The organism is Brevundimonas sp. (assembly GCF_013912005.1).
Lineage (GTDB): Bacteria > Pseudomonadota > Alphaproteobacteria > Caulobacterales > Caulobacteraceae > Brevundimonas.
Map to the genome: position 1 here is coordinate 1 of NZ_JACESB010000007.1, position 21,702 is coordinate 21,702.

Consider the following 21,702-nt stretch of genomic DNA (forward strand, 5'->3'; position numbering starts at 1 on the left):
GTCCGAAAAGATGACCAGCCCCGGCAGGATGCGCTGCAGCGTCGACAGGGTCGCCTCATTGGCCACATAGCCCGAGGTGAACAGCAGCGCCGCCTCCTTGCGGTGCCACGCCGCCAGCTCCGCCTCCAGGTCCACCGCCGACCGCGTCGTCCCCGAGATGTTGCGCGTGCCCCCGGCCCCGGCCCCGACCGCGTCGACCTCGGCCTTCATCGCCTCCAGCACCGCCGGATGCTGGCCCATGCCCAGGTAGTCGTTGGAGCACCAGACCACCACCTCCTGCTCCGAACCGTCCGCCCGCCGGCGGATCGCCTTCGGGAACTGCCCGCGCACGCGCTTCAGGTCGGCGAAGACGCGATAGCGCCCCTCCCCCCTCACCTGCTCAACGGCGGTCTCGAATGCGGCCCGGTAGTCGTACAACGCGTCGGCTCTGCGCGGTGAAAATCTCCCGCCTGATGCGCCGATCAGGCCGATTTGTCCACGCGAACGGCCCGACAAATCGCCGCAAGGCCTTAATTGATAACGGTTCGCAATATTTTCTCCGGTCAGCCCCGCGGCAGCTCGTCCAGCCGGCCGCGCAGCATCTGCAGGATGGCCGAGAAGTCGCGGTCGCCGTAGCCGAGGCCGTTGAACATCTGGAACAGGGCCTCGGTCTGGGCCCCCAGAGGGGTCGAGGCGCCGGCCTTCGCCGCCGCGTCCTGGGCCAGCTTCAGGTCCTTGAGCATCATCGCCGCCGCGAAGCCGCCCTCGTAGTTGCGGTTCGAGGGCGCCGTCGGCACCGGACCGGGCCACGGGTAGTAGGTGGTCACGCTCCAGCTCTGGCCCGACGACTTGGCGACGATGTCGAACATCTTCACCGGATCGAGACCCAGCTTCTCGGCCAGGCCGATCGCCTCGCAGGTGCCCAGCATGGTGACGCCGAGGATCATGTTGTTGCAGATCTTGGCCGCCTGCCCCGCCCCGTGGTCGCCGGCGCGGAACGCGGCGCGGCTCATCGGCTCCAGCGCCGCCTCGATGCGGGCGAAGTCGGGCTCGTCGCAGCCGACCATGAAGGCCAGGGTCCCGGCGTCGGCCGCCATGGTCCCGCCGGAGACCGGGGCGTCGGCGAAGGCGTAGCCGGCGTCCTTCGCCAGCGCCGCCACCTTGCGGGCGGTGTCGACGTCGATGGTCGAGCAGTCGAGCAGCAGGGCCGAGGTCGGCGCGGCCCCGATGATCTGCTCGCTGTAGACCTTCAGCACGTGCGGGCCGGCCGGGAGCATGGTGATGACGACGTCGGCGTCCTTCACCGCCTCGGCCACGGAGGCGGCCGGGGTGCAGCCGGCGGCGGCGGCGCGGTCGAGCGCCGCCTGCGACAGGTCGAAGGCCATGACCGCGCGGCCGGCCTTCGCCTGGTTCGCGGCCATGCCGCCGCCCATGTTGCCGAGGCCGATGAAGGCGATGCGTTGGGTCATGGCGTCTCTCCCGTCTGATTGCGGGAGGGGTTAGCGCGGGCGGCGGCGATGCGCCAGCGCCGCCGCGGCCTACTCCTGCTCCGGCTTGCGGAAGGCGATCATGAACTGGCTGGTGCGGCCGCGGATCGACCCGTCGAAGACGTTGGCGGTGCGCGGGTCGTCGTCGTTCCACAGGGCCGCCGCCTCGGAGCTGAGCTCCAATCCCGCCGCCTCCACCTCGCGGACCACGGTGGCGCGGTCGATCCGGTGCAGGGTGTCGGCGACCGACAGGTCCGAACCGTCGACGGCGTGATGGTCGATGATCACGTACCAGCCGCCCGGCCGCAGGGCCTCGAAGACGGCGGCGTTGACCTTCGCCGCCGTGTCCGTCGCGAACGGCTCGAGGTGCAGGTCGTGGTAGTTCTGGGCGGTGAAGACGAGATCGAGCCCGGCAGGGCCTCCGGGGCGCCGATCGGCGAGCGGATCACGTCGACATTGGCCAGGCGGTCGGCGGCGTCGGCGGCCTCGCCGTAGGAGGCCTGAAAGGCGATGAACTCGGCCGGCTGCCAGGCGACGACCTGCCCGCCCGGCCCGACCGCGGCGGAGAAGGCGCGGGTGAAGTAGCCGCCGCCCATGATCATGTCGCCGACCTTCCAGCCGGGCTGGACGCCGGTGAAGCGCAGGGTCTGCTCCGTCATGCGGGCGGCGTCGCGGGCGCGATCCTCGTCGGTGCGGACCGGCGAGGCGAGGACGGCGGCGTAGTCGGTCCCGCCGGGCAGGGTCTGCACCGGCTCGGGGACGGTCAGCGGCGGCGGGGTCTGGGCGGCCGCGGAGCCGGCGAGGGTCAGGCCGGCGGCGGCGGCGGCGAGAAGGCGGTTCATGCGGGCTCCTCCCTAGGCGGGCTTGCGGAAGCGGAACACGAAGCGGTCGGTGCGGCCGCGGATGGACTCGTCGAAGACGCTGCGGCTGCGGTCGTCATCCGGGTTGCGCACCACTTCGGTCGCGCCGTCGAAGACGAAGCCGGCGGCCTCGACCTGCCGGCGCAGCTCGGCCGAGTCGATGCGATGCAGGGTCCCGGCGACGGAGATCCCGGTCCCCGGCGCCGCCTCGTGGTCGAGGATGACATAGAGGCCGCCCGGCTTCAGGGCGCGGAAGACGGCGGCGTTCATCGCCGGGACGTCGACGCCGAAGCGGGGGATGACGAAGTCGTGGTACTCCTCGCCCATGAAGACGACGTCCAGCGGACGGTCGAAGCTCATCGTCTCGAGCGCCCCCGTGACCCGGCTGACGTTGCCGTAGGTGGCCGCCAGGCTGTCGGCGTAGGCGTTCTCGCGGGCCGAGGTCTGGTTGGGCACGAAGGCGTAGACGTGGCCGGTCGGGCCGACCACCGGCGCGAACAGGTGGGAGAAGAACCCCTCCTCCGGCCGGATGTCGGCGATCACGTCGCCCGGTCCGAGCCGCATGAAGGCCAGCATGTCCGCGGACCGGCGCAGGGAATCGCGGGCGCGGTCCGCCTCGGGCCGGTTGGGACCGGCCAGGGCTGCGGCGTAGGCGTCGGGCGCGGGCGGCGCGGCCTGGTGGACGACGGTGCGTTCGCCGCCCTCGCTGGCGATCACCACGCACCCCGAGAGGGCGACCGCGGCGGCGAGCGGCAGGACGAAGGTCGAGATACGGCGCATGGCGGGCCCCCGGAGGTCTGAGACCGGAGATACGCCCCCGCTTTCGCGCCGGATGCAAGTCCTCAGGCCAGCGGCGTCCATTCCTCCCCGGCCGGCAGCGGGGCGAACAGGGCCTCGACGTCGGCGTCGGACACGCCGTCCACCGTCGCCGGCGACCAGCGCGGAGCGTTGTCCTTGTCGACGATCACCGCCCGCACGCCCTCCTGGAAGTCGTGGGTGCGCACCACCCGCCCGCCGAGGCGGTACTCCATGGCCATGTTGTCGGCGAAGCGGTCGAGGCCCCGACCGATGCGCAGCTGGCGCAGGGTGACCTTCAGCGATTGCGGCGACTTGGTCTTCAGCGTCGCCAGCTGGGCCAGCGCCCATTCGGAGCCGTCGGCCTCGAGGGCGACGAGGATGTCCTCCACCCGGTCGTGGGCGAACAGCCGGTCGATGGCCGGCAGGTGCGGCTCGACCGGCGCCTCGCCGGGGTCGGCCTCCAGCCCGTCGGCGACGTCGACCGGGTGGGCCGGGTCGGCGGCGAGGATGGCGCGGAAGGCCTCGAGGGCGTCGGTCGGCAGATAGTGGCTGTGGATGCCGAGGAAGACGGTGTCCGCCGCCTTGAGCCGCGCCCCGGTCAGGGCCAGCCAGGTTCCGACCTCGCCCGGCAGGCGCGGCAGGAACCAGCCGCCGCCCACGTCGGGGAACAGGCCGATCCCGGTCTCCGGCATGGCGTAGGTGGTCCGCTCGGTGGCGATGCGCACGTCGGCCGGCTCGGAAATGCCGACACCGCCGCCCATGACGATTCCGTCGACCAGCGCCGTCACCGGCTTGGGATAGTCGAACAGCAGGTGGTTGAGCCTGTACTCGGTATCGAAGAAGGCCTTCGCCTCCGAGGCGTCGCCCTTGCCGCTCTCGGCGATCATCCGGATGTCGCCGCCGGCGCAGAAGCCGCGCTCGCCGGCGTGGTCGATCAGGACGGATTTGACCGCGTCGTCGGTCCGCCAGGCCAGCAGGGCCTCGATCATCGCCCCGCACATGGCGCGGTTCAGCGCATGCAGGGCCTTCGGGCGGTTCAGGGTCAGACGGCCGACGCCGGATTCGACGCGGGCGAGGACTTCAGGTTCGAGGGTCATGTCGTCGCTCACTGCCGCATCATCTCCCGCGCCGTGATCACGCGCATGATCTCGTTGGTGCCCTCGAGGATCCGATGCACCCGCAGGTCGCGGACGATGCGCTCCAGCGGATAGTCCTTCAGATAGCCGTAGCCGCCGTGCAGCTGCAGGGCCTCGTCGGCGATCTGGAAGCAGGCGTCGGTGGCCAGCCGCTTGGCCATGGCGCACCACTTGGTCTTCTCCGGATGGCCGGTGTCGATGGCCCAGGCGCCGCGCAGCACCATCAGCCGCGCCGCCTCCAGCTGGGTGGCCATGTCGGCCAGCTTGAACTGGGTGTTCTGGAAGTCGGCGATCGGGCGGCCGAACTGCTTGCGGGTGGCGACGTACTCTTGCGCCGTCTCCAGCGCGAGGCGGGCGCCGCCCAGGGAGCAGGCGGCGATGTTCAGCCGGCCGCCGTCCAGCCCCATCATGGCGTAGCGGAAGCCGTCGCCCTCCTTGCCCAGCAGGTTCTCCGCCGGGATGCGGCAGTCGTCGAAGCTGACGATGGCGGTGGGCTGGCTGTTCCAGCCCATCTTCTTCTCCTGCGCGCCGAAGGACAGACCCGGGGCGTCCTTGTCGACCACGAAGGTCGAGACGCCCTTCGGGCCGTCGGCGCCGGTGCGGGCCATGACGACGTAGACGTCGGACGTTCCGGCGCCGGAGATGAAGGCCTTGGAGCCGTTCAGCACCCAGTGGTCGCCGTCCAGCCGCGCCGAGGTGCGCAGGGCGGCCGCGTCGGAGCCGGAGCCGGGCTCGGTCAGACAGTAGGAGGCGATCTTCTCCATCGACACCAGCGACGGGACATAGCGGGCGCGCAGGTCGTCGGAGCCGAAGCTGTCGATCATCCACGTCGCCATGTTGTGGATCGAGATGAAGGCGGCGGTGGAGACGTCGCCCCGCGACAGCTCCTCGAAGATCACCGCCGCCTCGACCCGGCCCAAGGCCATGCCGCCGTGCTGCTCGCCCGTGTAGATGCCGCAGAAGCCCATTTCGGCGGCGTGGCGCATGACCTCGACCGGGAAATGCTTGCGCTCGTCCCACTCCGCCGAATGCGGCGCCAGCTCGGCCTCGGCGAAGGCGCGGGCGGCGTCCTGGATGGCGCGCTGGTCGTCGGTGAGGGCGAAGTCCATGGGGCGAGTCCTTGAGTCTGGCCGGGCGTTCTAACGCCTACAAGGACGCATCGGGAGGCCCCCCGGTGAATAGTGGCAGTGAGCAAGAGGTGAGCCGGACCGTGCGTGGGGCGGACGGCGGCTCACTCCTCCGCTCACTAGCACTCTTCACCCGCTCAACGCAGTCGGCAGTCGCCTTCTCCCCGTTCGAGAAGGGCGGTATGAGCCGTGCCATGACCCAGCCCTTCGCCCCCGCCGCCTTCCCCTACGCCCGTCCGCGCCGCCTGCGGGCCAGCCCCTGGGTGCGCCGGCTGGTGGCGGAGACGACGCTGACCCCGGCCGACCTGGTCTGGCCGCTGATCGTCCACGATGGCGCGGAGGACCGCGTGCCGGTGGCGTCCATGCCCGGCGTGTTCCGGCTGTCGCCGAAGGCGGCGGCGGCGGCGGCCGTCGAAGCCCGCGACCTCGGCATCCCGATGGTGGCGCTGTTCCCCAACGTCGACGCGGCGATCAAGGACGGGGTCGGCACGGGCGCCACGGATCCGGACGGCCTGATCCCGGACTGCATCAAGGCGATCAAGGACGCGGCGCCGGAGATCGGGGTCATGACCGACGTGGCGCTGGACTGCTACACCGACCACGGCCACGACGGGGTGCTGGAGGACGGGCGGATCGTCAACGACGCCACCCTCGAGCGGCTGGCCGAGCAGGCCTTCATCCACGCCCACGCGGGCGCCGACGTGGTCGCGCCCTCGGACATGATGGACGGTCGGGTGCAGGCGATCCGCGAGGCGCTGGAGGCCAACGGCCTGCAGGACGTGCTGATCCTGTCCTACGCCGCCAAGTACGCCTCGGCCTTCTACGGCCCCTACCGCGACGCCGTCGGTTCGGCGAAGGCGCTGAGCGGGGACAAGAAGACCTACCAGATGGACTACGCCAATACCGATGAGGCCCTGCGCGAGGTGGCCATGGACATCGCCGAGGGCGCCGACGCGGTGATGGTCAAGCCGGGCATGCTGTATCTGGATATCGTGCGGCGGGTGTCGGAAACCTTCCGCGTCCCGACCTTCGCCTACCAGGTGTCGGGCGAGTACGCGATGATGCGGGCGGCCATGGCCAACGGCTGGCTGGACGAGGAGCGGGCCGTCCTCGAGAGCCTGCACGCCTTCAAGCGGGCCGGCAGCGCCGGGGTGCTGAGCTATTTCGCCCCGCAGGCGGCGCGGCTGATGCAGCGGGGCTGACCTGCGCCGCACGCCCGGCTGAAACCCGGAGGCGAGCTGCGCGGTTTAGGGGGATGGCCACTTCCTCCCGAGACGCCGGCGTGGAGGCGGGATTCGCCCGGCGGACGCTGTTCGTCTTCGCACTCGCCGCCGCCCTCTTCCTCGTCTGGCAACTGAGCGCCGTGCTCCTGCTGGTGTTCTCGGCCGTGATCGTCGCGGTGCTGTTGCGCAGCATCGCCGACCCGATCGCGGCGCGCACCCCTCTGCCGGCCGGGGTCGCCGTCGCCCTCGCCGGGCTGACGGTGGTGGCGGTGATCGCCGGGGCCCTGTGGCTGTTCGGGGCGGTGCTGGCGGAGCAGACGCGGCAGCTGGTGACGCACATCCCGACGTCGGCGGCCGAGCTGCGCACGATGGTCTCCGGCCTGCCGTTCAGCGAGCAGATCACCCGCATCGACGGCTCCGGGCTCATGGGCGGGGCGAGCGGCGTCGTCGGCCGGGTCGGGGGCTACGCCATGTCCACCGTCAGCGTGGCCACCAGCCTGGTGCTGGTGATCATCGCCGGGGTCTTCCTGGCGGTCAGCCCCCGGGTCTACCGCGACGGCCTGGTGGTCCTGTTTCCGCCCGAACGCCGCGCCAGCCTGCGCGAGGCGGCCGACACCACGGGACGCGCGCTGAAGGCCTGGCTCGTCGGCCAGCTCACGGACATGGCGGTGGTCGGGGTGATGACCGGCGTCGGTCTGGCCCTGATCGGCCTGCCCTCGCCGCTGGCGCTGGGCCTGATCGCGGGTCTGCTCGCCTTCGTGCCGATCGTCGGCTCCATCGCCGGGGCCATCCCGGCCCTGCTCGTCGCCGCCCAGGGCGGCTGGGAGCTGATGGCCTGGACCCTGCTCGTCTACGTCGTGGTGCAGCAGGTCGAGGGCAATCTGATCTACCCCTTCATCCAGAAGCGGGCGGTGAAGCTGCCGCCGGTGCTCACCCTGTTCGGCATCCTCGGCTTCGGCACGCTGTTCGGCTTCCTCGGCGTGTTCGTGGCGACGCCGCTGATGGTGGTGCTGTTCGTCAACGTCCGCCTGCTCTACCTGCGCCGGACCCTGGACGAGGACATCGCCGTGCCCGGCGAGGTCACGCCAGGCTGAGCCGGGTGGTCCAGCCGTCGAAGCCGACCTCAACATTCGCCGGAACAATGGCTGACAACTCATTGTAATCCATGTCGAGATGGAGGTTCGTCAGCACGGCGCGACGGACGCCGGCGCGGGCGATCCAGTCCAAGGCGCGGTCGAGGTGGGCATGGGTCGGATGCGGCGCATAGCGCAGGGCGTCGACGATCCACAGGTCGCAGCCCCGCACCGCCTCGAGCGCCGCCTCGTCGAGATCGGACACGTCGGGCGAATAGGCGACGCCGGCCAGTCGGTAGCCGACCGAGCGGATCGGGCCATGCCCCTGGTCGAAGGTGACGACCGGCACGGAGCCGCCGGGGCCGTCGACCGCCCATGGCTCGCCGTGCGGGGGCAGGCGCCGCGCCTCCAGGATGGCCGGATAGCCGTTCACGCTCTCGAAGATGTAGCCGAAGCGGCCGGTCAGGGCGGCGCGGGTGGCCCCGTCCATCCACGCCGGAATGCGCCGCCGCGCGCGCAGGGCGAAGACGCGCAGGTCGTCGATGCCGTGGGTCTGGTCGGCGTGGTCGTGGGTGTAGAGGACGGCGTCGACCGCCTCGACCCGGGCGTCCAGCATCTGCTGCCGCAGGTCGGGAGAGGTGTCGACCAGCACGGTGGTGACGCCGTCGGGGCCGTGGCGACGCATCAGCAGCGAGCAGCGCAGGCGGCGGTTCCTCGGCTCGGCGGGATCGCACGCGCCCCAGTCGCCGTCGCCGCGCGGCACGCCGCCGGACGAGCCGCTGCCGAGGATCACCACCTCCAGATCGCCCGCCGGCCCGCTCATGCGTCGGCCGGTCGGGGAATGCAGTCGAACAGGCGGAAAAAGGCGTCGGTGGTGCGCGCCTCGGCCTCCTCCCGGGTCCAGCCGCGGATCTCCGCCAGCTTGTCGAGCACATGGCCGACGAAGGCCGGCTCGTTCCTTCGTCCGCGGTGCGGGACCGGGGCGAGGTAGGGGCAGTCGGTCTCGACGATGATGCGGTCGGCGGGCATGGCGCGGATCACCTCGCGCACCTCTTCGGCGGCCTTGAAGGTGGCGATGCCGGAAACGGAGAACCACGCGCCGAGTTCCGCCGCCCTTTCAGCCAGTTCCGGACCGGAGGTGTAGCAGTGCATCAGGAAGCGGAAGCCGCCGCGGGCCTGTTCCTCGGCGAGGATGTCGGCCATGACCGCGTCCGCCTCGCGGGTGTGGACGACCAGCGGCAGGCCGGTGCGGCGGGCGGCCTCGACGTGCTGGCGGAACACCTGCGCCTGCACCTCGCGCGGGCTGAGGTCGTAGTGGAAGTCGAGGCCGCACTCGCCGATCCCGACGACCTTCGGCCGGGCGGCGAGTTCGACCAGGCGGTCATCGTCGAGGTCGGCGTAGTGGCGCGCCTCGTGCGGATGCACCCCGACGGTGCACCAGATGTCCGCGTGGGCCATGGCCAGGCCGTGGGTCGCCTCGAAGGTCGCCAGCCGGTCCGAGATCTCGACCATCAGGCCGACGCCCGCCTGCCGCGCCCGGGCGATCACCGCGTCGCGATCCTCGTCGAACTGGGGCGCGTGCAGGTTGACGTGGCTGTCGATGATCATCCGCGGGCAGCCTTGGTGCGCTGGAGGTCGGCGAGGGCGCCGGCGAGCACGTCGCCGCGGTCCAGGTTGATGGCGGCGGCGCGGTCCGGCAGCTCCGACAACCGGCTCCACAGCTCGGCCCAGCGGGCGCCGGCGGCCCCCTCCTCCAGCGCGCGCACCTTCACCGCCGCGATCAGCCGGTCCATCAGGGTCTCGAAGCGGGCCTGGCCCTCGGCGCCGCGGAAGCGGTCGGCGACGGCGAGCGCCTCGGCCCGGTCGATGTCGGCGGCGGCGACCCACTGCTGCGCAAGCTGGTCGGCCTCCAGGGTCGCCCCCGAGGCGAGGGCGAGGGCCTGCCCCGGCGAACCGGCGGCCATGGCGGCGATGCGCGCGGCCTCGGCCGGCGGGACGCCGGTGCGGTTGCGGACCAGCTCCTCGAGCGCGTGGACCGGCCAGACCGGAAGGGCCAGCCGGCGACAGCGGGAACGGATGGTGGGCAGCAGCCGCCCCGGCGCATGGGTGACGAGGAACAGCACACCCCTCTCCGGCGGTTCCTCAAGAACCTTGAGCAAGGCGTTGGCGGCGTTGAGATTCAGGTCGTCGGCGGCGTCGATGATCGCGACCCGGGCCGGGGCCCGGGACGGGCTCTTGGAGAAGAACTCCGGCAGCTCGCGCGCCTGGTCGACCGAGATCGCCTTCTTTGTCTTGCCGCCTTCGACCGCCCGCTCCAGCACCAGCAGGTCGGGGTGGGACTGGGCCGAGACGAGACGGGCCACCGGATCGGCGGGGTCGGTCCCGAGCAGGCCGCGCGACGGGTCGGGCGCGGCCCCGAGCAGGCGCCGGGCGGCGCGGTAGGCGAAGGTGGCCTTGCCCGCGCCCTCGACCCCGCACAGCAGCCAGGCGTGATGCAGCCGGCCCTTGCGCTGCGCGTCGAGGAAGGCCGCCTCGGCGGCGGCGTCCGGGACGAGATCGAAACGGTCGCGGGGATGGTCGCTCACAGCAGCCGGTCCTCGACCGCGGCCCACACCCGGGCGGCCACCGTCGCCTCGTCGCCGACCGCGTCGATGATCACGCAACGATCGGCGTTTTCCTGTGCGATTTCAAGAAATCGCCGCCGCAGCCTTTCGTGAAAGGCGAGCCCCTTGGATTCGAAACGGGTCTCGAACAGGCCCCTGCCGAAGGCGCGCCGGAGTCCCTCCTCTACCGGCAGGTCGAAGATCAGGGTCAGATCCGGCTGGGTCGCGCCCACCACCGCCGCGTCGAGGCTCTCGATGAAGTCCGCGGGGACGCCGCCGCCCGCGCCCTGGTAGGCCCGGCTGGAGTCGGCGAAGCGGTCGCAGACCACCCAGCGGCCCGCCTCCAGCGCCGGGCGGATGGTGCGCTCGATATGGTCAGAGCGCGCAGCGAACATGAGCAGGGTCTCGGTCATCGGCGACCAGCGCCCGGCGTCGCCATTCAGGGCGATGGCGCGGATCTCCTCGGCGCCCGGCGACCCGCCGGGCTCGCGGGTCTTGACCACCTCGATGTCGCGCAGCCGCAGCCGCTCGACCAGGGTGGCGACCTGGGTCGACTTGCCGGCCCCCTCGCCGCCTTCGAAGGTGATGAATCTGCCCTGGCTCACCCGGCGCACAATGGCGACGCCGGGCGTCGAGGCAAGGTCTAGGGCCGCGATATCAACAGGGCGTCGGCGTAGCCCCGCGCGACCACCGCCTGGCGCGCGGTTTCGGCGGCGTTGGGATCGGGCCACGGACCCACCAGCACCCGGTACGGGGTCGCGCCGCCGCGATCCGCCGCGTCGACCGTGGCGCGGTCCCCGAGCCGATCCGCCACCTGCCTCGCCGCCCGACGATCGGAGAAGGCCCCGGCCTGGACCCAGTAACCCGCGGGCGCGGCCGTCGGGACCTGCGCCGGCGCCGCCCGGGCGTACTGCACCGGCGCGCCCAGCCGCGGCGCCCGCCCGAGATAGCGAACGCGCACCTCCCCCACCCCGGCCTGGCGCAGGCCGAGGGCGTCGGCGGCGCCCCGCGACAGGTCGATGATCCGGCCGTCGACGAAGGGGCCGCGGTCGTTGACCCGCACCACCACCTGGCGGCCGTTGGCGAGGTTGGTCACCTCCACCAGCCCCGGCAGCGGGAGGGTCTTGTGGGCGGCGGTCAGGGCGTTCATGTCGAACGGCTCGCCGGTGGCGGTCGGCCGGCCGTGGTGGGCGTCGCCGTACCAGGAGGCCAGGCCGGTCTCGTCGTAGCCCGGCTGCTCGGCCGGCCGGTACCAGCGGCCGCGGATCTGGTAGGGGCGCATGGTCCCGGAGACGATCGGGGCGGGATCCGTCACCACCGGCGCTCCGCCGCGACCGGCCACGCCCGCGGGGCCGCCCGCGCAGGCGGCGACCAGCGACAGAAGGCCGGCGGCGAACAACATCCTGACGAGTCTGGCGATCATGCTCCCGCTCCGTTTGCGGAAAGCATGCCCGGCAGGATTTCCGCTTTGGTTAACGGACCGCTCTTGCGCTATGCGGCCGGTCCGCGCGGCGCGGCAGGCTGGCCGCCTGGTTCAGGGCCGCGGCCGTGAGGGCTGCAGGGGTTTCGCCCTTGAAGACGACGGCCCCGGCCAATAGGAGCCTGTTGCAGCCGGTTCGCCTGACAACATTGCGGCCGGTGCGGGGCCTGAACCACCCCGCAGGCCTGTCCGGGCGACAGGCGAGACCGGGTGAGGAAGTGTGGCCGAGTGGTTTAAGGCACTGGTCTTGAAAACCAGCGACGGTGCAAGCCGTCCGTGGGTTCGAATCCCACCGCTTCCGCCGGTCTCCGACATTCTCCGCATCCGCCGTCGGACAACGGTCGAGGCGGCGCCGGCGGATGGCCGCGACCGCCTCATCGACCCTCAGGCCCCGAGCGCCCTCCCCCCCGGCCGGTCGGCGGATGTGGGGTCCTGGCCGGCGGGGCCGGCGCCTTCGATCAGCCTGTCCCGAACCTCGGCGGGGGCCGCCTCCGCCCAGGTGAGCAGCCTGTCGAGAACGGGACAGAGCGCCTGCCCCCATTCCGTCAGGCGGTACTCGACCTTGGGCGGAACCTGCGGGTGGACGATCCGGGCCACCACCCCGTCGAGTTCGAGCTGACGCAGCTGCTGGATCAGCATCTTCTGCGAAACGCCGGGAATGGCCCGTTCGAGCTCCGAGAACCGCCGCACGTTCGAGCCGAACAGCTGGAACAGGATGACCAGCTTCCACCGCCCCTCAAGAATCCTGATGACGTTCTGCGCGCTCGAGGCCGCAGTCTGCGGCGTGTAGCCGACGCGCTCACTGTCAGGTGAGTACCTTACTTTTTCGTCTGTACTTGCCATACCTGCAGCCTAGTTCCAGCTTCGACCGGACGCAACCGCCGAACCGGAGACGCAGATGACGCCCGTCCTGCCCAAGCCCATCGCCGACTATGTCGCGGCCAACGCCCGGCTCGATCCGGACGGGATGCTGCAGCCCTTCGCCCCCGACGCAGTGGTGCGGGACGACGGCGGAGAACACCGGGGCCACGCCGAACTGCGGACCTGGATCCAGGACGCAAGCCTCGCCGCCCGCGCCGTCTTCACCCCCGACGCCTGCCGCGAGGAAGACGGCCAGGTGATCGTCGACGGCCTGACCGCCGGCGACTTCAAGGGCAGCCCGCTGCGCTTCACCTTCCGCTTCACCCTGGCCGGCGACGCCATCCGCGCGCTGGAGATCGGATGACCATGGCCCGTCCCGATCCCGCCGAGTTCGAAGGCCGCCGCGTTCTGGTCACCGCGGGGACCAAGGGGGCCGGCCGCGCCACGGTCGAGCGCTTCCTGGCCGGCGGGGCCCGCGTCATCACCGCGGCGCGCGCGGCGCCGGACAGCCCCGGCGGCGCGGCCTTCGTCCAGGCCGATCTCACCACCCCGGAGGGCTGCGAGACGCTGGCGGCGGCGGCGCTGGATCGGCTGGGCGGCGTCGACGTGCTGGTGCATGTGGTCGGCGGCTCGTCCTCGCCGGCCGGCGGTTTCGCGGCCCTGACCGACGATCACTGGCGCGCGGAGCTGGACATCAACCTGATGCCGGCCGTTCGCCTCGACCGGCTGCTGCTTCCGCAGATGCTCGAACGCGGCTCGGGCGCCGTGGTGCACGTCTCGTCGATCCAGGGGCGGCTGCCGCTGCCGGAGTCCACCACCGCCTACGCCGCGGCCAAGGCGGCCCTGAGCACCTACAGCAAGGCGCTGTCCAAGGAGGTCGGTCCCCGCGGCGTGCGGGTCAATGTGGTGTCGCCCGGCTGGATCATGACCGAGGCTTCAGGCCGGCTGCTCGAGCGGATCGCCGAAGGCGCCGGCGGCACGATCGAGGAGGCGCGGCAGACCGTGCTGGCGGGTCTGGGCGGGATCCCCCTGGGTCGGCCGGCCGAGCCGGACGAGGTCGCCGAACTGATCGCCTTTCTGGCCTCGGACCGGGCCGCCGCCGTCCACGGAGGCGACTTCGTCATCGACGGAGGCACGATACCGACCGTCTAGGTCCCGGCGGGACACGGTCGTCAGCTGCGAATGAAGTGGGGCACGAAGCGCGAGGTGTTGCGGGTGATCCGGCCGGCGTCCTCCCTCAAGGCGATGCCCGCGGGCTCGTCGCCCACGACCCAGGAGCCCACGATGACGTGCTGGCCGTCAAACCGCGGCGGGGCGTGGACCGCCTGACGGATGTGGCTGCCGCCGCCGTAGCCCGCGTCCTCGCCCTCTTCCGTGGCGTCGCCCTCGCGGATCGAGATGTTCGCCCCCTCGCGGGAGAACAGCGGCTTGCGCACATAGTCGGCGCCCAGGGCGGCATGCCCGGGGTCGCTCTCGAACCAGGACTCCAGCAGGTTGGGGTGGCCCGCGTGCCGCTCCCAGAGCAGGGGCAGGACGCCCTTGTTCGACAGCAGCGCCTTCCAGGCCGGCTCCATAACAGTGACCTGGGCGTTCGGCAGCGGCTCGGCGTAGTCGTCGCGCAGCATCTGCTCCCAAGGATAGAGCTTGAACATGGCCTGGATCAGCCAGTTCTCGTCGTCGACGAACCGGCCGTCGGCGTTCAGGCCGATCTGGTCGATGGCGACGAACTTCGGGTCCAGCCCGGCCTGGCGGGCCAGATCCTCGAGGAACCGCACCGTCTGGCGATCCTCGACGAAATCGGCGTCGGAGCTGAAATGCACGAAGCCGCCGTCCGGGAAGATGGCGCGGAAGCGGTCGACCAGCTTTTCGTGCAGGCTGTTGAACTGGTCCGCATCGGCCGGCAGCGTCCCGTCGGCCATCCGGTCTTCCAGCCACAGCCACTGGAACACCGCCGTCTCGAAGATGCTGGTGGGGGTGTCGGCGTTGTACTCGTACAACTTCGCCGGGCCGCGCCCGTCGTAGGCGAAGTCGAACCGGCCGTAGAGGGACGGGTCGCCCCGGCTCCAGCTTTCGGCGACATAGTCGCGCGACGCCTCGGGGATCTCCAGCAGGGCCATCAGCCGCTCGGACTTCACCGCATCGGCGACGAGGTCCAGGCACATCTGGTGCAGCTCGGCCGTCGGCGCCTCCAGCCCGTCCTCGATCTCCTCGAGCGTGAAGGCGTAGGCGGCGCTTTCGTCCCAGTAGCGTTCGCCGGAGTCGTGGTGCCAGGTGAAGCCCACGGCCTCCGCGCGCGCCTGCCAGTCGGGCCGGGGGTCGAGCTTCAACCTTTCCATGCGTCTAGGCCGGGTCCTTCGAGGCCGGGACCGAGGTCCCGATCTGCGGCGTCACCACCCGGACCTCCTGCGCCGTCAGACGCGCCAGCACGTCGTCGGCCGAGGCGTGGCCCGGCAGGATGCCGGCTTCCTTCAGCTTGGCGTCCAGATCGGCCCCGGTGCGCTTGTCCTCAAGCTCCTGGCCGGCGCGCAGCCGCTCCTCCTGAACCGCCTGGCGCTGCTTGATGCGCTGCAGGCTGTCGGCGGCCGAGCCGATGCGCGAATGCGCGCCGGCCGACTGCAGGGCCACGGAGGTCTGGGCCTTCTGCACCGAGTCATTGACCTTCACGATGTCGATCTCGCGCCGCAGCGTCTCGATCTTCTGGTCGGTGGCGGCGATGGCGGTGCGCAGGCGGGCCTCGGCCTCCTTCATGCTCTCGATCAGGGGACCCCGCGTGCCGATCTCGGTCTCCAGCTCGGCGATCCGCTGCGCCACCTCCCGGGCCAGGTCGGTCTTGCCCTGGGCCAGGGCGGTGCGGGCGGAGCTCTCGTACTTGGCGATCTGGTCGCCGAAGCTCTTGATCTCGTTCTCGGCCATGCGCCGGCGGGCCACCAGGCCGGCGAGGTCGTCGCGCGCCTTGCCCTGGGCGTTGTCGGCGTCGCGGATCTCCTGGTCGAGGATCTTCAGCGCATTGGCGTCGACCACCGCCTGACCGGCCTCGTGGGCCGTGCCGCGAAACAAGGCCGAGAGCTTTGCGAGCATGGACATGGTTCGTCTCCGTCGGATCAGGCGGCTTCGGCGCCGAAGGTTTCACGCAGGCTGCTGGCGTCGATGGCGTTCTCCGCCAGGGTGCGCAGCTCGATCAATATGGTCTGCAGCGTCGTCTTGCACGACAGCTCGCCCATCAGTTCATAGACGTCCTCGCCGGAGACGGTGGTGATGGCGAAGTTCGACAGCGGCACCACCCGCTGGGCCTTCAGCAGGAACTCGTTGAAGCGCGCTGCGTCCTTCTGCTCCGCCACGGGCCAGAGCAGGACCGAGGCCACGATCTGGGAGCCGCCGACGCTCAGATAGATCGGCAGGTCGCCGTATTCGTGCATGGTCGCCAGCAGGACAGGGTCGGCCCCCTCGAGCACGCGCAGGGTCATTTCGCCCTCGCGGACGAGTTCCGACGCCTCAAGCGCGGCCTTGATGGCGGGCACGGTCCAGGCGGTTTCGATCACGGCGTCCATGGGATGTCTCACTCCAGAAGGATCGTTCAGGGGGTTGCGGCGCCCCCGCCGGGCAGGGACGGGACCGCGGGTGGACTCGGTGACGATGGCGTGGACCGCCGCCCTCACATCGTCCCGCGTCGAGTGGGGGATCCAGAATTCCACCTTGATCATGCCGGCGTCGCGCCGGGCTTGCCGCCAAGCACGTATACGATCGTTCGCCGACGGCAAGGGATTTGAGGCGGGGTTACGCATGTTTCATGTAACGCGTAACAGGAACGGTTGACATCGGCTAGGTGTCTGCGATGTCTGGTCGCCGCCCCGGGGCTGGCCCGGGTCCTTGCGAGACGACATGCTGCTGCCGCGAATGAAGCTCGCGCGCCTGTTCGACCGGGCGTTCCACGCCATGGCGGACCTGCACTGGACCCTGCTGTTCGCCCTGATCCTTGTCCACGCCCTTCTGACCTGGGGCCTGATGGGGCTGGCCGGCGAGGCGGGCCTGACGCCGCCGGCCACCTTCTTCTACTGGTACGCCACCACCGCCTACACCGTGGGCTATGGCGACCTCAGCCCGCAGACTGACGCGGGGCGGCTGATCACGGCCTTGTGGGTCTTCCCCGGGGCCATCGCCGCCTTCACCACCATCGTCGCCAAGGTCCTGGCCGCCATCGGCGAGGTCTGGCGCGTGCGCCGCTCCGGCAAGGGAGACTATTCCAGCATGACCGCCTCGATCGTCCTGATCGGCTACCACCCCGCCCGCACCGCCAAGATGGTGGACGAACTGTGCGCCGACCTCGCCCGGGACCAGACGCTGGTGCTGCTCACCCGGCAGACGATCGCGGATCCGGATCCGCGCATCCGCTATGTGCAGTCCGAGACCCTGACCTCCACCGCGGCCCTGACCCGGGCGGGCGTGCCCGAGGCCAGCCGCGTGCTGATCTTCACCGATTCCGACGCCGACACCCTGGCCGCCACCCTGGCCGCCGCCGCCCTCGCGCCGCCCGACGCGCACCTGGTCTGCTATTTCGAGGACCAGGACCACGCCCGGCTGATCGACCAGCACTGTCCGGAGGTCGAGGTCATCCTGTCGGCGGGGCCGGAGCTCGTCGCCCGGGCCTGCAAGGATCCGGGCGCCAGCCAGGTCATCAGCACCCTGACCAGCCACCTGGACGATCACGCGACCCTGTTCAGCCTGACCTGGCCCGACCGCCCCCCGCGGGACTTCGGCGATCTCGCCCGCGACCTGCGCGAGCGCGGCGCGACCCTGCTGGCGATCCAGCCGGCGCGGGAGACGGCGCCGAGGTTCAATCCGGCCATGGACCGCCCGGTCGGCCGCGGCGACCGCCTGTTCTACGTCGCGGCGTCCCGACTCGATGCCGCCGCGCTGGCGGGGTAGGCTCGCGGCATGTTCAAACGCCTGTTCGGCTCCGGCGATAAGCCCGCCCCCGCCCCGGGTCTGGCGGAGGTGCGCAACATCACCGTCGGCCGCACCGTCTCGCTGGATCCGCTGGCCTGGCGCCGGCTGGGCGACGAGACCCGCTTCACCCTCGACCGCGACGCCCTGGAGATCACGGCCCAGGGCGTGATCACCCTCGACGGCGGCCAGTTCGTGCATCGCTTCTACACCGACGACCACGTGATGCTTCAGGCCATGAGCGACGATCCCGAGGGTCGGGCCGCCTATGACTTCACCCTGTTCACCCCGTGGTCGTCCGCCTATCCGCCAGGCGAGCGCGAGCGCCGGCTGTGGGCGGACCGGCTGTCCGAGCCGGTCTTCCACGGCGCCGCCGAGGACCTGCCCGACTTCCCCCGCCTTTGGTTCGCCGAGAGCGACGCACGCCAGCCGCCGGTGACCCTGTGGGAAACGATCTATGACGACCGGGCGGCGACAACGCCCTATGCGCGCATATTCCAGACGTGCATGTTGTACGCGCGCGACCTCGCCGGCGGACGCGAGTTGATGCTGGCCCTCGAGATGCAGCCGGACGGGGGCGAGACCACGCACGAAATCATGATCGGCATTCCGCTGGAGATGGCCGAGTTCCGCGCCTAGGCGCACACCGAGGGGAAGCTGCACATGGACTGGTTCGCGTTTCAGACCGGGGCGACGGCCTTCATCATCGCCTTCGTGGCGGCGGTGCTGTTCTTCGTCGCCTTCAAATTCATCTATCAGATGGTCACGCCCTACCATGAGCGCACCCTGATCCGGGAAGGCAACACGGCCGCCGCCGTGGCCCTCGGCGGCGCCCTGATCGGCTACGTCCTGCCGCTGGCCTCGGCCCTGTCGCACACCGTCAGCCTGCCCGAGTTCGCGGCCTGGGCGCTGCTGGCCGGCGTCATCCAGATCGTCTCCTTCATCGTCGTCAGCCGGCTGGTCTACCGGGCGCTGGCCTCGCGGATCGAGGCGGGCGAGCTGGCGGCCGGCGTCTATATCGCCTCCATCTCCATCGGCGTGGGCCTGCTCAACGCCGCCTGCATGACGGCGTGAGCGGCATGACCCAGGACACTCCCGCCGCCCTGCCCGAGACCACCACCCTTCGCCGGCTCAAGCGATCGCGGTCGCTGCAGGTCACCAGCCTGATGGCCACGGTCGGCTTTTCGCTGTCGGCCTGCGGGTCGCCGCAATCGGTTCCCGCGCCCGAGCCGGCGGAGCCGGCCCTGGCCTACACCTCGATCGACGACTGCAAGACCGCCGACGTCGTCCCCGATGCGGAGTGCGAGACCGCCTACGCCGCGGCCCAGGCCGAGGCCGAGCAAACCGCGCCGCGCTACGCCACCCGGGCCGAGTGCGAGGGCCAGTGGGGGCCGGAGCAGTGCCGGCCGCTGAACACCGGCGGCGGCTCCTTCTTCGGCCCGCTCGCCACCGGCTTCATCATCGGCCAGATGATGAACGGCGGCTACCGCGGCGGCGGACCGCTGTACCGCGACCGCGAGGGCCAGTACTCCAACGGCTACGGCGGCGGCTACCTGTCCCGCGACTACCGGACCGGCCGGACCGTCACCAACGCGCGTGAGCACACGCCGGTGGCCCGCCAGGCGCCGACCCGGGTGCAGAGCCGCACCGCGGTGGTGTCCCGCGGCGGATTCGGAGGCGGCGGACGAGGCTACGGCGGCTGACGGCGCGAAAGGGGCTTCTTCCCGCCCCTGACCGCCCGCGCGCGCTCCGCCGATCCGTGCTATGCCGCCCCCACGCCGTCAGGGGGAAAGGGATGGCCGCTCGCAGACATCGCCGCCGGCTTCGCCCGCTCGTCTGGTGCAGCGCAGTCGCGCTCGGCCTCGCCCTGCCCGGGTCGGCCGTGCCGGAGGCGACGCTGTCCTCGGCGCCGGCCGCCGCCCGGGCCTGGTGGTCGGCGGCTCGCCGACCGCCGGCGGCCCGCCCCGAGGCGGAGCCTGCGCCGGCGGCGCGGCGCCTCACCCAGGCCGGGTTCGACGGGGCGTGGTCCGGCGTGAAGGCGGCCATGGCGGCGTGCGACCGGGCGGCGTCGGCGAGCGAACTGCGTTGGCGGGCCTCCGGAGAACCGCCGCGGGCGGAGGATCTGGAGACGGCCCGCGACCTCTGCGGCGCGGCCATCGTCGAGGTGGGCGCGACTCCCCTGCCCGATGTCGATCGTCCGGGCGTCCGGATGCTGCTGGAACAGGCGCGGGACGCCTGCCAGCGCAGCATGGCCGAGAGGCAGCTCGGTCTCGCGGCGATCCGCACGCTGGCGGAGGCCCCGCCGGACAGCCTGGCGGCCTACGAGGCGCGGCTGCGGATCGCGGCCGGCCCCCGGAGCGGTTTGAACTGCGCGGCCAGCTTCGGCGCCGCGGCCCGCGCCGCCCGCCTGCAGTTTGCGGAACTCGAACTGGCCGCAGGCGACGGCTCCTAGGGAGCGGGAGCCTCCGGCAGGCTCTCGAGGGCCTGCGGCGGGAGGTCGCGGGTCCGTTCGGCGAGGCGCGCCCGCAGCGCCTCGACCTCCCCTGCCCAGGCCGCGCGGACCTGATCGACGAAGGCTGACATCTGCGCCAGCTCGGCGCGGGTCAACCGGTCGGGCCGCCGGGTGCGGGTGGCGACGGCGACCAGCACCGGCTGTCCCTGCACCCGCCGGAGCAGGGCCACGGCCTCTGTTTCGCCGACCGTCCGGGGATGGCAGCCGTCCAGCTGCTCGCGGAAGGCGCGGAGGTGGCGGTGGAAGGCCTCGCCGCCGGCGACGCCGGCGATCACCGCGTGGGGATCTGGCGCGCCGCCCTCGGCCGCCTCGAGCGCATCGACGAACTGGACGACGCCGTAGCGCAGCAGGGCCAGCCGGGTGAGCGCCTGCGGCGAGGTCGGGTCCGCTGCGGAAGCGCCGCTCCGGACAAGGCGGAGGGCGGCGGCCGACTGGTTGATGGCGGCCAGTACGGCCGCGGACCGGGCCAGGGTTTCGGCCTCGGGGTCGGCCAGAAGCCTGACCTCGTCGGCGCCCGCCGGCGCAGCGGGGCGCGACGACCGAAGCCGGCGCATCAGCAGGGCGGCGAGCGGAACCATCGGCGGACGATAGCGTCAGCGTCGCCGATTCTCGCACCCCTGTTGAGGAGCCTGGCGAAGGGGCGGGACGGCGCGTGGTCCGTCCCGCCGCCGCGCCGTCAGGGCGTTTCGGTGATCAGCAGGGTGGCCGAAGCGGTGCCGCCGCCGAAGGTGCCGACCCAGATGTCGTAGGTCCCGCTCTGCGGCCGGTTGAAGCGGACTTCGGCGTCGCCGTCGCCCCAGCTGTCGTCGTCGCAGTACCAGCGGCCGTCGGGGCCGTTGATGATCAGGGTGGTGTCGGTCGAGGAGCGGGTGCGGAACACCAGCGGCAGGCTGCCGGCGCTGTAGGTCACCTCGAAGTCCGGCGCGGCGCTGATGTTGCCCACGCAGGCGCCCGGCAGGTCGGTGTCGTCATAGGCGTCGATCGAACCGCCGGCGGTGATGGACACCCGGTACGGATCCGGCGTGAAGCCGGCGTTCAGGCGGATCTCGCCGAAGTTGGCGGTCAGGCCGGCGTTCTGCGCGTGGGCGACGGCGGGCGACAGGGCAGCGGCCAGAACGAGGCCGCAGACGATGGACTTCATGTTGGATTCCCCCTCGGCCCTCAGCGGCCGAACAGCGCTACGTCTGGCTTCCGCGGAGCCGGGCGTCAAGACGCGCACGCGGCTGGCGTCGCTGCGCATGCCGAATTCCGCCGCAGGTGCAAAAGGCGCTTGCATGTTTCACTGTTACAGCATAGTGGAACGCCATGACCGACACCCTCCCCGCCGGCGCGGCGACTGCGGCGCGCAGCCGGATCGATCTCTACGACGCCCTGCTGACGCTGAAGACCCGCGAAGAGGTCGACGCCTTCCTGACCGATCTGTGCACGCCGGCGGAGCTGCGGGCCTTCGCGGAGCGCTGGCATGTGGCGCGCCTGCTCGACCGCGGCGGCCGCTCCTACCGCGAGATCGCCGCCGAGGCGCACGCCAGCCCCACCACCGTCGTCCGGGTCGCCCGGTTCCTCAAGGAAATGCCGCACCAGGGCTACCGCCTGGTGCTGGACCGTCTGAAAGCCTGAGTTCC

General features: G+C 71.6%; 27 protein-coding genes, 1 tRNA gene and 1 pseudogene. 11 read left to right on the forward strand and 18 right to left on the reverse strand.

Going from position 1 to position 21,702, the window contains the following annotated elements:
• The 7 genes and pseudogenes from H2038_RS06765 to H2038_RS06795 all read right to left on the reverse strand — a co-directional run.
• The coding region (locus H2038_RS06765; protein WP_292110756.1) for an aminotransferase class I/II-fold pyridoxal phosphate-dependent enzyme at nt 1-417 on the reverse strand (417 nt) is incomplete at its 3' end.
• A gap of 125 nt (nt 418-542) precedes the next feature.
• Nucleotides 543-1,451, reverse strand: a pseudogene (gene mmsB, locus H2038_RS06770) (3-hydroxyisobutyrate dehydrogenase); the annotation flags it as partial.
• 66 nt (nt 1,452-1,517) lie between these two features.
• Complete coding sequence (locus tag H2038_RS06775) at nt 1,518-1,754, reverse strand: hypothetical protein (protein ID WP_292110762.1); 237 nt, start codon at nt 1,752-1,754, stop codon at nt 1,518-1,520.
• Entirely contained in the window at nt 1,751-2,308 is a 558-nt protein-coding gene (locus tag H2038_RS06780; RefSeq protein WP_292110765.1) for a hypothetical protein, read from the reverse strand. The genes H2038_RS06775 and H2038_RS06780 overlap by 4 nt, the downstream gene beginning before the upstream one ends.
• A 12-nt stretch (nt 2,309-2,320) precedes the next feature.
• Nucleotides 2,321-3,106 (reverse strand): hypothetical protein, encoded by a 786-nt coding sequence (locus tag H2038_RS06785; protein ID WP_292110770.1) that lies wholly within the window; start codon nt 3,104-3,106, stop codon nt 2,321-2,323.
• A 62-nt stretch (nt 3,107-3,168) separates the two neighbouring features.
• On the reverse strand, nt 3,169-4,221 hold the full coding sequence (locus H2038_RS06790) for an enoyl-CoA hydratase/isomerase family protein (protein ID WP_292111139.1): 1,053 nt from the start codon (nt 4,219-4,221) through the stop codon (nt 3,169-3,171).
• Nucleotides 4,222-4,229: 8 nt separating this feature from the next.
• Entirely contained in the window at nt 4,230-5,369 is a 1,140-nt protein-coding gene (locus tag H2038_RS06795; RefSeq protein WP_292110772.1) for an isobutyryl-CoA dehydrogenase, read from the reverse strand.
• Between the two features lie 212 nt (nt 5,370-5,581).
• Between H2038_RS06795 and hemB the strand changes: the two genes are divergently transcribed.
• Nucleotides 5,582-6,589 carry a porphobilinogen synthase gene (hemB, locus tag H2038_RS06800; RefSeq protein WP_292111141.1) on the forward strand — a complete coding sequence of 336 codons (1,008 nt, stop codon included), beginning with the start codon at nt 5,582-5,584 and terminating at the stop codon, nt 6,587-6,589.
• A gap of 53 nt (nt 6,590-6,642) precedes the next feature.
• Nucleotides 6,643-7,704, forward strand: a complete 1,062-nt coding sequence (locus tag H2038_RS06805) for an AI-2E family transporter (protein WP_292110775.1) — start codon at nt 6,643-6,645, stop codon at nt 7,702-7,704.
• Here the strand turns inward: H2038_RS06805 and H2038_RS06810 are convergent.
• From H2038_RS06810 to H2038_RS06830, 5 genes are read right to left on the reverse strand one after another with little or no spacing between them, the layout of a single operon-like run.
• Nucleotides 7,691-8,506, reverse strand: coding sequence for an MBL fold metallo-hydrolase (locus H2038_RS06810; RefSeq protein WP_292110778.1), 816 nt, complete (start codon nt 8,504-8,506; stop codon nt 7,691-7,693). The two genes, H2038_RS06805 and H2038_RS06810, sit on opposite strands and share 14 nt — an antisense overlap.
• Nucleotides 8,503-9,291, reverse strand: coding sequence for a TatD family hydrolase (locus tag H2038_RS06815; RefSeq protein WP_292110780.1), 789 nt, complete (start codon nt 9,289-9,291; stop codon nt 8,503-8,505). The genes H2038_RS06810 and H2038_RS06815 overlap by 4 nt, the downstream gene beginning before the upstream one ends.
• Nucleotides 9,288-10,268 (reverse strand): DNA polymerase III subunit delta', encoded by a 981-nt coding sequence (locus H2038_RS06820; RefSeq protein WP_292110783.1) that lies wholly within the window; start codon nt 10,266-10,268, stop codon nt 9,288-9,290. Before H2038_RS06820 ends, H2038_RS06815 begins: the two co-directional genes overlap by 4 nt.
• A complete protein-coding gene (gene tmk / locus H2038_RS06825) occupies nt 10,265-10,891 on the reverse strand; it encodes a dTMP kinase (protein ID WP_292110786.1) in 627 nt (208 codons plus the stop codon). Before tmk ends, H2038_RS06820 begins: the two co-directional genes overlap by 4 nt.
• 38 nt (nt 10,892-10,929) lie before the next feature.
• Nucleotides 10,930-11,709, reverse strand: coding sequence for a septal ring lytic transglycosylase RlpA family protein (locus H2038_RS06830; RefSeq protein ID WP_292110788.1), 780 nt, complete (start codon nt 11,707-11,709; stop codon nt 10,930-10,932).
• Between the two features lie 271 nt (nt 11,710-11,980).
• Here H2038_RS06830 and H2038_RS06835 point away from each other — a divergent pair.
• A tRNA-Ser gene (locus tag H2038_RS06835) sits at nt 11,981-12,067 on the forward strand.
• Nucleotides 12,068-12,150: 83 nt separating this feature from the next.
• Here H2038_RS06835 and H2038_RS06840 read toward each other — a convergent pair.
• Entirely contained in the window at nt 12,151-12,609 is a 459-nt protein-coding gene (locus H2038_RS06840) for a winged helix-turn-helix transcriptional regulator (RefSeq protein ID WP_292110790.1), read from the reverse strand.
• 55 nt (nt 12,610-12,664) lie between these two features.
• On the opposite strand from H2038_RS06840, the gene H2038_RS06845 reads away from it, so the two are divergent.
• Both H2038_RS06845 and H2038_RS06850 read left to right on the forward strand, forming a co-directional pair.
• On the forward strand, nt 12,665-12,991 hold the full coding sequence (locus H2038_RS06845; RefSeq protein WP_292110792.1) for a nuclear transport factor 2 family protein: 327 nt from the start codon (nt 12,665-12,667) through the stop codon (nt 12,989-12,991).
• Nucleotides 12,988-13,779, forward strand: a complete 792-nt coding sequence (locus tag H2038_RS06850; protein WP_292110795.1) for an SDR family oxidoreductase — start codon at nt 12,988-12,990, stop codon at nt 13,777-13,779. The genes H2038_RS06845 and H2038_RS06850 overlap by 4 nt, the downstream gene beginning before the upstream one ends.
• Before the next feature lie 20 nt (nt 13,780-13,799).
• Here H2038_RS06850 and H2038_RS06855 read toward each other — a convergent pair whose 3' ends face one another.
• From H2038_RS06855 to H2038_RS06865, 3 genes are read right to left on the reverse strand one after another with little or no spacing between them, the layout of a single operon-like run.
• A complete protein-coding gene (locus H2038_RS06855; RefSeq protein ID WP_292110797.1) occupies nt 13,800-14,963 on the reverse strand; it encodes a glutathionylspermidine synthase family protein in 1,164 nt (387 codons plus the stop codon).
• 4 nt (nt 14,964-14,967) lie between these two features.
• Nucleotides 14,968-15,711 (reverse strand): PspA/IM30 family protein, encoded by a 744-nt coding sequence (locus H2038_RS06860; RefSeq protein ID WP_292110800.1) that lies wholly within the window; start codon nt 15,709-15,711, stop codon nt 14,968-14,970.
• Between the two features lie 17 nt (nt 15,712-15,728).
• A complete protein-coding gene (locus tag H2038_RS06865; RefSeq protein ID WP_292110801.1) occupies nt 15,729-16,175 on the reverse strand; it encodes a DUF2170 family protein in 447 nt (148 codons plus the stop codon).
• 331 nt (nt 16,176-16,506) lie between these two features.
• Here H2038_RS06865 and H2038_RS06870 point away from each other — a divergent pair, with 331 nt between their 5' ends.
• The 5 genes from H2038_RS06870 to H2038_RS06890 all read left to right on the forward strand — a co-directional run bounded on the left by H2038_RS06870 (nt 16,507) and on the right by H2038_RS06890 (nt 20,020).
• Entirely contained in the window at nt 16,507-17,550 is a 1,044-nt protein-coding gene (locus H2038_RS06870) for a potassium channel family protein (protein ID WP_292110804.1), read from the forward strand.
• Between the two features lie 9 nt (nt 17,551-17,559).
• Entirely contained in the window at nt 17,560-18,207 is a 648-nt protein-coding gene (locus tag H2038_RS06875) for a YjfK family protein (RefSeq protein ID WP_292110806.1), read from the forward strand.
• Nucleotides 18,208-18,231: 24 nt separating this feature from the next.
• The gene (locus tag H2038_RS06880; RefSeq protein ID WP_292110808.1) at nt 18,232-18,642 is read left to right on the forward strand and encodes a DUF350 domain-containing protein; all 411 of its coding nucleotides are present in this window, start codon (nt 18,232-18,234) and stop codon (nt 18,640-18,642) included.
• A gap of 5 nt (nt 18,643-18,647) precedes the next feature.
• Complete coding sequence (locus H2038_RS06885) at nt 18,648-19,271, forward strand: DUF1190 domain-containing protein (protein WP_292110810.1); 624 nt, start codon at nt 18,648-18,650, stop codon at nt 19,269-19,271.
• 92 nt (nt 19,272-19,363) lie between these two features.
• Nucleotides 19,364-20,020 carry a hypothetical protein gene (locus tag H2038_RS06890; protein ID WP_292110812.1) on the forward strand — a complete coding sequence of 219 codons (657 nt, stop codon included), beginning with the start codon at nt 19,364-19,366 and terminating at the stop codon, nt 20,018-20,020.
• On the opposite strand, the gene H2038_RS06895 is transcribed toward H2038_RS06890, so the two are convergent.
• Complete coding sequence (locus H2038_RS06895) at nt 20,017-20,658, reverse strand: hypothetical protein (protein WP_292110816.1); 642 nt, start codon at nt 20,656-20,658, stop codon at nt 20,017-20,019. The genes H2038_RS06890 and H2038_RS06895 overlap by 4 nt on opposite strands.
• Nucleotides 20,659-20,756: 98 nt before the next feature.
• Nucleotides 20,757-21,221, reverse strand: coding sequence for a peptidase S1 (locus H2038_RS06900; RefSeq protein ID WP_292110818.1), 465 nt, complete (start codon nt 21,219-21,221; stop codon nt 20,757-20,759).
• A 164-nt stretch (nt 21,222-21,385) separates the two neighbouring features.
• Between H2038_RS06900 and H2038_RS06905 the strand changes: the two genes are divergently transcribed.
• Nucleotides 21,386-21,697 carry a YerC/YecD family TrpR-related protein gene (locus tag H2038_RS06905; protein WP_292110820.1) on the forward strand — a complete coding sequence of 104 codons (312 nt, stop codon included), beginning with the start codon at nt 21,386-21,388 and terminating at the stop codon, nt 21,695-21,697.
• Nucleotides 21,698-21,702: the final 5 nt, after the last annotated feature.